This is a genomic window from Rhodococcus rhodochrous, assembly GCF_014854695.1.
Lineage (GTDB): Bacteria > Actinomycetota > Actinomycetes > Mycobacteriales > Mycobacteriaceae > Rhodococcus.
In genome coordinates this window covers 2,994,550-3,003,463 of the sequence record NZ_CP027557.1, presented here as the reverse complement: position 1 = coordinate 3,003,463, position 8,914 = coordinate 2,994,550, and the positions used below count along the sequence as shown (strand labels likewise).

Sequence of the window (8,914 nt, the reverse complement as noted above, 5' to 3'; positions counted from 1 at the left end):
TCGCGTTTCGATAACGTTTTCCCGACGGCCGGGAGGAATGCCCTGTTCGTGACCGGAGTGACGAATGAGGTCGGCGTCGAAGCAGGATCGGGCTCGCCGGAAACGCTCCGAAACCGGATAGGTGTCCTTATTCTCGAAGCGGCCGTCACCTTCGTGCCTCCGTGCCGCGACCGGTGCGTGACCGGATCGCGACCGGATCGTCTCGTCCCGCCTGCTCGACCCGATTCGAAGGAGCCCGAGATGTTGCGTCGCCGATCCGCCCCGCTCGTCACCGCTCTGCTCGCCGCCGCCCTGCTCGCGGTCCCCGCCCAGGCCGCCGCCGACACCGCTCCGCCGGGGGTGCCGCTCGACCAGTTGCGCGCGGAAGTCGCCGACTCCCCCGAGACCCTCGCCGCGCTCGAGCGGCTCGTCGCCGAGTCCGGCTCGGCGAATCCGTTCGCGCCGCCACCGAAGAACATCCCGCAGCCGTTCTCGGCGCCCGCACCCACCGTCGGTCCGGGCTGCGGCGGCGGTGTCGTGCCGTTCGCGATGACCACCGCCTGGGTGCATCCCGGCCCGCACGGCCAGGTGCCGTTCGGTTCGATCGAGGTGTTCGTCGAACCCACCGCCGGCGCGCCGGTGACCGCCTCGGATCTGAAGTTCGTGTGGATCAACATGGAGAACATCCGGGCCGGGGTCGCCACCCTCGACAACAACGGCGGCGGGCTGCAGTCCGCGGTGATCGACAGTGGTCCCGGCGCGGTGCTCGGCGCGCTGTTCGGCTCGCTGCAGTACGCCAACGGCGCGTTCTGCCAGGTCGTCTACACCATGGGTGGTTTCTTCGCCTGAGCCTGTGCTCCCGACCGGGTGCCGTCGGCCCGATCGGGGGTAATCAGCGCAGTCGTTCGGCGTCGCGGGCCAGCTCGAGCAGCTCCGTACACAGGGCGGTCAGCTCGTCGGCCGCGGCGCCCTCGGCGACCGCGGTGGCGACGTCCTCGGCGGCGCAGCGCACCCGGAAGGCGCGGTCGGCGAGCGCCTCGACCTCGGCGGCGGTGAGCACCACGGAATCCTCGGGCAGGCCGGCGCGGCGGGCGCTGCTGCGCTGCTCGTAGGCGCGCTGCCGGCACGACTGGCGGCAGTACCGGCGTCGCCGGCCGGTGCCGATCTCCGGTACCGGGCGCCCGCACCACAGGCACGTGCTCGCTCGCGTGTCACGTCCGGTCACGAGCGTCACTGTACTGCCCGCCCGCACCCCCGGCGGGGCGGCGGGAACACCGGAGGCGCGGCCGGTGCGGGCACCGTGCACGTGGCGGTGCGGCGGGTCGGTAGACTTGCCCTTCGGCTCCTCGGTGGGCCGCGGGAACGGAATCGGCTCCGCCGACGTTGAGCACAGTGGACGTCGAGCTCGGCGTCGATGCCGCACGGCATCGTCACCCGGGCGGAGCACACAAGGAAGGACACCACCATGGCAGATCGTGTACTGCGAGGCAGCCGACTCGGGGCGGTGAGCTACGAAACCGACCGCGACCACGATCTGGCGCCGCGGCGAATCGCGCGCTACCGCTGCGACAACGGCGAGGAATACGACGTGCCGTTCGCGGACGACGCGGAGATCCCCGGCACCTGGATCTGCAAGAACGGTCTCGAGGGCACCCTCGTCGAGGGCGCCGCACCGGAGCCGAAGAAGGTCAAGCCGCCGCGCACCCACTGGGACATGCTGCTCGAGCGTCGCTCCATCGAGGAACTCGAGGACCTGCTCAAGGAGCGCCTGGACCTGCTCAAGGCCAAGCGCCGCGGCGCCTGACACCCCGCCGCCGAAACTCGCACGTGTGCCGCCCCGGACGATCATCCGGGGCGGCACACGCCGTTACGGACCCGACGACGCCCTCCCGACGGGACGGTGGTTCCGCGAATTCGGTTGCGGCCCCGCCACGAATCGATCAATCGTCGGTATCGGCCGGACGGTGCGTGCAATCATGATCGCACGCCGATCGATCATGATCGGCACGCTCGATCCACGACCTTCGCGCCGGTGTTCCGGCGGGTCGCTTGCAAGGGGGTGAGTGTCCGTGACCGACCGTCACCACACTGCGGCGGACGCACCGCCGACCCGGGCCGCCGCCGAACTGGCCGATCTGCGCGCCGAACTCGACGACATCGACCGGGCCCTGCTCGACGGGGTCCGCGCCCGACTCGAGGTGTGCGGACGCGTCGCCGAACTCAAGCAACGCCACGGCCTCGACGTCATGCAACCCGGCCGCATGGAGGTCGTGCACCGCCGCGCCCAGGACTACGCGCACCGGCACGGCCTGTCCGGCGACTTCGTGCGCTCGCTGTACACCCTGCTCATCGACGAGGCCTGCCGGGTCGAGGACCGCATCGTCTCCGGCGACGACGCCGCAGACCGGGTCGGCTCCGGTCGCCGCGGCGACGGCACGAACTGAGGCCCGTCGTGTCCGCGCCCCGACCGATCCGCACGCTGTTGATCGACAACTACGACTCGTTCACCTACAACCTCTACGACCTGATCACCCGCGTCAACGGCATCCCGCCGCGAGTGCTCACCAACGATCGCAGCTGGGACGAGCTCGTCGCCGAACCGTTCGACAACATCGTCATCTCCCCCGGACCGGGCCGGCCCGACCGGGCCCGGGACTTCGGGATCAGCGCCCGCGCCCTCACCGACGCCGGGGTACCGCTGCTCGGGGTGTGCCTGGGCCACCAGGGACTGTGCCAACTGTTCGGCAGCGCCGTGATCACCGCCCCCGAACCGGTGCACGGCCGCACCAGCCCGATCCTGCACGACGGCACCGGCCTGTTCGCCGGTCTGCCGTCGCCGTTCGCGGCGGTGCGCTACCACTCGCTGATCGCCGACCCGGTCCCCGACGACCTCGACGCCACCGCCCGCACCCCGGACGGGCTGCTCATGGCCGTCGCGCACCGGCACCGCCCGCTGTGGGGAGTGCAGTTCCATCCCGAATCGATCGGCACCGCCCACGGCGCGCAGCTGCTCGCCAACTTCCGCGACGCCACCCCGCCGCGCAACCCGATCACCGTCACCGCCCCCGCCGAACCTGAACCGACACCCGAACCGGCCCCGCGGTACGTGCTCGCCAGCCGCCGGCTGCCGCTGCACCCCGACCCGTCCGCCGTCTACGAGGCGCTCTTCGCCGCCGGCCCGCACGGTTTCTGGCTCGACGGCAGCGCCGCGCTGGACCCGCAGTCGCGGTTCACCGTCCTCGGCAACGGCGCCGGACCACGTGCCGACTATCTGACCTACCGGGTCGGTGAGGGCATCGTGCGCGAACACCGCGCCGACGGCACCGTCGAAAAACACCGCCGCCCCGTCTTCGACCATCTCACCGCCCGGCTCGCCGAGCGCCGCGTCGCCGCCCGCGACGACCTGCCGTTCGGGTTCGCGCTCGGCTATGTCGGCTATCTCGGTTACGAACTCAAGGCCGACGCCGGCGCGCAGCTCGTGCACACCTCCCCCTACGCCGACGCCGCGCTGGTCTTCGCCGACCGCGCAGTCGTTGTCGACCACGACGGGTGCTGCTGCTATCTGCTGGCCCTGACCGAGGCCACCGACGATCCCGAGACGCTCGCCTGGTTCGACGCGACCGCCGCGATCCTGTCGGCGCTGCCCGAACCGGCGACCGACGAGCAGATCCCGGTGCCGCTGATCGGCGCGGACGGTGGGTCGCAGCTGCGGCTGCGGCACTCCCCGCAGCGCTATCTCGATCTGATCGCCCAGTGCCAGAACGAGATCCGCAGCGGCGAGACCTACGAGGTGTGCCTGACGAACACCGTCACCGTCGACGGCGGCATCGACCCGCTGAGCACCTACCGGGTGCTGCGCCGCATCAGCCCCACCCCCTACAGCGCGCTGCTCGACTTCCCCGAGGTCGCGGTGCTCAGCGCCTCCCCGGAACGGTTCCTGCGGATCGACGCCGACGGCACCGTCGAATCGAAACCGATCAAGGGCACCCGCCCGCGCGGCCGCACCCCCGGCGAGGACGCGGCGCTGCGGGACGGACTGCACGCCAGCGAGAAGGACCGCTCCGAGAACCTGATGATCGTCGACCTGGTGCGCAACGACCTGTCGCGGGTGTGCGTGCCCGGCTCGGTGCACGTGCCGGCGCTGTTCGCGGTGGAAACCTATGCCGCGGTGCACCAGTTGGTGTCCACGGTGCGCGGCACCCTGCGCCCGGACGTCTCGGCCGTGGACTGTGTGCGCGCCGCCTTCCCCGGCGGGTCGATGACCGGCGCCCCGAAGCTGCGCACCATGGAGATCATCGACAAGCTCGAGGACGGCCCGCGCGGGGTGTACTCCGGAGCGATCGGATATCTGTCGCCGACCGGCGCCGCCGACCTGTCGGTGGTCATCCGCACCCTCGTCGCCACCGCCCACGAGGTCACCTTCGGGATCGGCGGGGCGATCGTGGCGCTGTCCGATCCGGACGACGAACTCGAGGAGACCCTCGTCAAGTCCGTGGTGATGCGCCGCTGCCTCGCCGCGACCCGCGACACCACCCCGACGAACGGATCCGGCGCGGTCGGCTCGGCGGACCCGGCCGATCTCGTCGACGGGCCGCCGCCGCTGCCCGGGCGGGCCGGGCCGTGACCACGCCCGGCCGGGTGGTCGTCGCCGGCGGATGCGGCGCCGTCGGTGCCCTGCTCACCGCCGCGCTGCGCGAGGCCGGCCGTCCGGTGCTCGTCGTCGACCCGGCCGCCGACCCGGCCGCCCCCGGAATGCTGCGCGCCGATCTGACCGCCCCCGACACCCGTCTCGCCGCGGCACTCGACGGCGCCGACATCGTGGTCCTCGCCGTCCCCGACGTCGTCGCCGGTGCCGCCCTGCCGGTGCTCGCGCGGCTACTGCCCCCGCACGCCCTGCTGGTGGAGACCCTGTCGGTGAAGACCCCGATCGCCGCGGCGCTGCACACCTACCGGCCCGGTGCCCCGGCGCTGGGCATCAACCCGATGTTCGCCCCCGACCTCGGGTTGCCCGGCCGGCCCGTGCTGACGGTGCGCCACCACGACGCACCGGTGGTGGCCGAGTTCGTTGCGGCGCTGCGCAACTGGGGCGCCACCGTGGTCGACACGACCGCCGACGAGCACGACCGCATCACCGCCGCCGTGCAGGTACTCACCCACGCCGCGATCCTCGCGTTCGGTATCGCCCTCGACCGGCTCGACGTGCCGGACGTTGCCGCGCAGGTCGCCGCGCCGCCGCACACCGTGCTGCGGGCGCTGCTCGCCCGCGTCTCCGGTGGCACCGCCGAGGTCTACCACGACATCCAGCTCACCAACCCGTACGCCGCCACCGCCCGCCGCGCCCTCGCCGAGGCGGTCGCCGATCTCGACGCCGCCACCGACGCGCTGCCCGACTTCGCGGCGCTGCTCGACCGGGCCCGCGCCGCGCTCGGCGACGGGCAACCCGCCGCCGCGCAGCTGTGTGCGCAGCTGTTCGCGGCGCTGCCCCGCGATCCGGGTGCGGTCGGCGGTTCCCGCGAGGAAAGGAGCCGGACATGAGCAAGTCCGATATCCCCGGCCCGCAGCTGCGCGCGCCGGAACTCCCGCAATACGATCCGTCCGATCCGGCGGAGAGCGCGGTGATCGCCGGGCTGACCCGCTCGTGGCCGCGCCGCGCCGCCGTCAAGAAACCCGAGGTCGACCTCGACGCGCTGTTCGAGGCGGACCGCGCCGACTATCCCGAGCAGATGCTGCCCTTCGCCGAACATCCGCGTTATCTCGCGCTCGACGAACAACAGCAGGCGCGGCTGCGGGCCTGGGCGTGGATCGCCTACAACAAGAGCGTCGTCGACATCGAACAGCACGTCGTCAACCCCGGCTTCGCGTTGATCACCGAGGACGCCTTCGGTATCGGCCCGTCCGACACGGTGGTCACCGGGGTGCTCCAGGCGATGGTCGACGAGCAGTACCACACCCTCATGCACCAGCAGGCCAACGTGCTCACCCGCCGCCGCCGCGGCTGGGCGCTGAAGGAGTCGGTGCTGCCGCCGTGCCCGACCGTGCGCGAGCATCGCGCCGCGGTCGCGCACGCCGAGACCCCGCGGGACGCGGCGTTGGTGCAGCTGGCGTTCACCACCGTCGCGGAGACTTCGATCAGCGCCTATCTGGCGTTGCTCACCACCGACCCGGAGCTGCAACCGGTCAACCGCGCGACGGTGGCGGTGCACCGCCGCGACGAGCTGTGCCACGCCTCCCTCGCGGGTGGGCTGCTCACTGCGGTGCTCACCGAACTCGACGACACCGATCGGGTGCGGCTACTCGACGCGCTCGGTACCGCGGTCGCGGCGTTCACCGGCGCCGACACCTCCACCTGGGCGGCGATCATCGCGCACGAGAACATCCCCGGCGGCGACGAGCTGGTCGCCGACACCATCGCCGTGACCGAGGGCCGGCCGGTGGTGCAGGACTGCAGCGCCATCCGCCGGCTGTGTGCGGGCCTGGGGCTCGGGGACGAACTCGACGCCCGCTGGCCGTGGCCGCGCAGCGCCTAGGGCATCAGGTTCAGCGGCCGAGCAGTGCCCGCAGGCGCGCGAGGCGGCTGCGCAGCCCCCACACGGTGACCCGGACGAGGGCCTCCTGCACGATGTTGCCGTTCATCTTCGACTCGCCGATCTCCCGTTCGGTGAACGTGATGGGCACCTCGGCGACGGTGAACCCGGCCTGCAGGGTGCGCCACGCCAGATCGACCTGGAAGCAGTAGCCGTGCGAGGCGATCGCGTCGAGGTCGAGCTTCTCGAGCACCTCGCGGCGGTAGGCGCGGTAGCCGCCGGTGATGTCCTGGATCGACACCCCCAGCGCGAGCCGGGAGTAGATGTTGCCACCGCGGGAGAGCACCTCGCGGTGCCACGGCCAGTTCACCACCGTGCCGCCGGGCACGTAACGGGAGCCGAGCACCAGATCGGCACCGGCGTCGACCTTCTCGAGCAGCAGGTGCAGCTGCTCGGGGGCGTGGCTGCCGTCGGCGTCCATCTCCACGAGCACCGTGTAGTCGTGCGCCAGACCCCACCGGAAACCGGCGATGTAGGCGGCGCCCAGACCGTTCTTCTCGGTGCGGTGCAGCACCGCGATGCGCTCGTCGGCGGCGGCGAGGTCGTCGGCGAGGTCGCCGGTGCCGTCGGGGCTGCCATCGTCGACGACGAGGACATGGGTGTGCGGCAGCGCAGCGTGCAGCCGGGTGATGATCCGACCGAGGTTCTCCCGCTCGTTGTAGGTCGGAATGATCACCAGGGTGCGGGCGCTGGGTGCGCTGTCGTTCCCGGCCGGCGTCGCCGCTGCCATCAGAGGTCCTCCTTGTCGAACCGGCCACCGGCCGGTGCTCCTGCTGCGCCGGTGCTGGTGCGAGCTGCCGCACCGGCCTTCTCCCGCCGTCCCCGCACCAGGGCGAGAGCGGTGGCGGCCACGGCCGCGGCGCAGAGCAGAAGCTCCGGCGCCACTCCGAGCCGACTAGCCAGCGTAACGTCTGCACGCACGGGCACCTGCGCCACCAGGGCATCGGGCACGAACAACGGTGTGCTCTGCTGCACCCGACCGTCCGGATCGACGATCGCGCTGACCCCGCTGGTCGCCGCGACGATCACGGCCCGGCCGTGCTCGACGGCCCGCACCCGCGACATCGCCAGCTGCTGGTAGGTCATCTCGGTGTCGCCGAAGGTGGCGTTGTTCGTCGGCACCGCCAGCAGTTGCGCGCCGGCGGCGATCGAGTCGCGGAACGCCCGGTCGAAGGCCACCTCGTAGCAGGTCGCCACCCCGATGTCGATGCCGCCGGCGGTGACCATGCCGTCGCCGTCGCCGGGCACGAAATGGCCGGCGCGGTCGGCGTACTCGGAGAACAGGCGGAAGAACGACCGCCACGGCAGGTATTCGCCGAACGGCTGGATGATCTTCTTGTCGTGCCGCTCCCCCGGACCGGTCTGCGCGTCCCACACGATCACCGAATTGGTGGTGGTGCGGTCGCCGTTGACGAGCACCGCCCCGACGAGGATCGGCGCATCGATCGCGGCGGACGCGGCGGAGATGTCGCGGGCGGCATCGGCGTTGCGCAGCGGATCGATATCGGAAGCGTTCTCCGGCCAGATCACCACCTCGGGGGCCGGGGCCCGTCCGGCGGCGACGTCCTCGGCGAGCGCGAGAGTGCGGGCGACGTGGTTGTCGAGCACCGCCTTGCGCTGGGCGTTGAAGTCCAGGCCCAGGCGCGGCACGCTGCCCTGGATCGCCGCGACCGTCACCGTCGACGACTCGTCGGTGGTGGTGCGCACCAGCGGCCACGCCGCCGCAGCGAGCAGCGGCCCGAGCAGCGTCACCGCGACCGGCACCGTCCAGGCCCGCGGCGGACGGGGACGGCGGGAGGCGGTCAGAGCGAGGGCGGCGAGCCCGGCGCCGGTCGCGGCCACAGCGAACGACACCAGCGGGGCGCCGCCGATCACGGCGAGGGAGACGAACCCACCGTCGGGTTGCCCGAACGCCAGCCGTCCCCACGGGAACCCGCCGAACGGCACGCTCGAACGCAACCATTCGGTCAGGCTCCACGCCGCCGCGATCCACAACGGCGCGACCGGCAACGACCGCAGGTGCACCACCAGCGCCCCGAACAGTCCGACGAAGACCGCCTCGGCGGCGGCGAGCGCCAACCACGGCAACGGACCGACGTACACGCCGATCCAGGGCAGCAGCGGCACCAGGAAGCCGAGACCGGCGAGATAGCCGTAGCCGAACCCGGCGCGTCGCCGCATCGGTACTGCAGTCAGTACACCGACCAGGAGCGCGATCCCGACGGGGGCGAGGAACCACAGCGGACGCGGCGGAAACGACGCGAATAGCAACACTCCCGCGACGACGGCGAGCAACGCGCGCAGCGCGACGACACGCACCGCCCGCGCGGTGACCGTCGCGAAGGGCCGGC

At 72.2% G+C, this 8,914-nt stretch carries 9 protein-coding genes; 6 read left to right on the top strand and 3 right to left on the bottom strand.

What is annotated here, in order from left to right; genetic code table 11:
• Positions 1-240: 240 nt before the first annotated feature.
• Positions 241-828 (top strand): hypothetical protein, encoded by a 588-nt coding sequence (locus C6Y44_RS14050; protein ID WP_159418177.1) that lies wholly within the window; start codon positions 241-243, stop codon positions 826-828.
• Positions 829-871: 43 nt separating this feature from the next.
• Here the strand turns inward: C6Y44_RS14050 and C6Y44_RS14045 are convergent, their stop codons facing one another.
• Positions 872-1,213, bottom strand: coding sequence for a hypothetical protein (locus C6Y44_RS14045; protein ID WP_120284335.1), 342 nt, complete (start codon positions 1,211-1,213; stop codon positions 872-874).
• 231 nt (positions 1,214-1,444) lie between these two features.
• On the opposite strand from C6Y44_RS14045, the gene C6Y44_RS14040 reads away from it, so the two are divergent.
• The 5 genes from C6Y44_RS14040 to C6Y44_RS14020 all read left to right on the top strand — a co-directional run bounded on the left by C6Y44_RS14040 (position 1,445) and on the right by C6Y44_RS14020 (position 6,506).
• Complete coding sequence (locus tag C6Y44_RS14040) at positions 1,445-1,783, top strand: RNA polymerase-binding protein RbpA (RefSeq protein WP_026061850.1); 339 nt, start codon at positions 1,445-1,447, stop codon at positions 1,781-1,783.
• Positions 1,784-2,048: 265 nt separating this feature from the next.
• Positions 2,049-2,423: a chorismate mutase gene (locus C6Y44_RS14035; protein ID WP_372473948.1), complete on the top strand. Its 375-nt coding sequence runs from the start codon at positions 2,049-2,051 to the stop codon at positions 2,421-2,423.
• Between the two features lie 8 nt (positions 2,424-2,431).
• Positions 2,432-4,603, top strand: a complete 2,172-nt coding sequence (pabB, locus tag C6Y44_RS14030; RefSeq protein WP_159418179.1) for an aminodeoxychorismate synthase component I — start codon at positions 2,432-2,434, stop codon at positions 4,601-4,603.
• Positions 4,600-5,514 carry a prephenate dehydrogenase gene (locus C6Y44_RS14025; RefSeq protein WP_159418180.1) on the top strand — a complete coding sequence of 305 codons (915 nt, stop codon included), beginning with the start codon at positions 4,600-4,602 and terminating at the stop codon, positions 5,512-5,514. Before pabB ends, C6Y44_RS14025 begins: the two co-directional genes overlap by 4 nt.
• Positions 5,511-6,506: an AurF N-oxygenase family protein gene (locus C6Y44_RS14020; RefSeq protein ID WP_120282865.1), complete on the top strand. Its 996-nt coding sequence runs from the start codon at positions 5,511-5,513 to the stop codon at positions 6,504-6,506. Before C6Y44_RS14025 ends, C6Y44_RS14020 begins: the two co-directional genes overlap by 4 nt.
• 10 nt (positions 6,507-6,516) lie before the next feature.
• Here C6Y44_RS14020 and C6Y44_RS14015 read toward each other — a convergent pair whose 3' ends face one another.
• Together C6Y44_RS14015 and lnt are read right to left on the bottom strand one after the other, a co-directional pair.
• Positions 6,517-7,293, bottom strand: a complete 777-nt coding sequence (locus C6Y44_RS14015; RefSeq protein WP_120282863.1) for a polyprenol monophosphomannose synthase — start codon at positions 7,291-7,293, stop codon at positions 6,517-6,519.
• Entirely contained in the window at positions 7,293-8,882 is a 1,590-nt protein-coding gene (gene lnt / locus C6Y44_RS14010; protein ID WP_159419207.1) for an apolipoprotein N-acyltransferase, read from the bottom strand. The genes C6Y44_RS14015 and lnt overlap by 1 nt, the downstream gene beginning before the upstream one ends.
• Positions 8,883-8,914: the final 32 nt, after the last annotated feature.

Coding starts and splice junctions, on each gene's coding strand:
- C6Y44_RS14050 (WP_159418177.1), top strand. CDS start 241: ATGTTGCGTCGCCGATCCGCCCCGCTCGTCACCGCTCTGCTCGCCGCC.
- C6Y44_RS14040 (WP_026061850.1), top strand. CDS start 1,445: ATGGCAGATCGTGTACTGCGAGGCAGCCGACTCGGGGCGGTGAGCTAC.
- C6Y44_RS14020 (WP_120282865.1), top strand. CDS start 5,511: ATGAGCAAGTCCGATATCCCCGGCCCGCAGCTGCGCGCGCCGGAACTC.
- C6Y44_RS14015 (WP_120282863.1), bottom strand. CDS start 7,293: ATGGCAGCGGCGACGCCGGCCGGGAACGACAGCGCACCCAGCGCCCGC.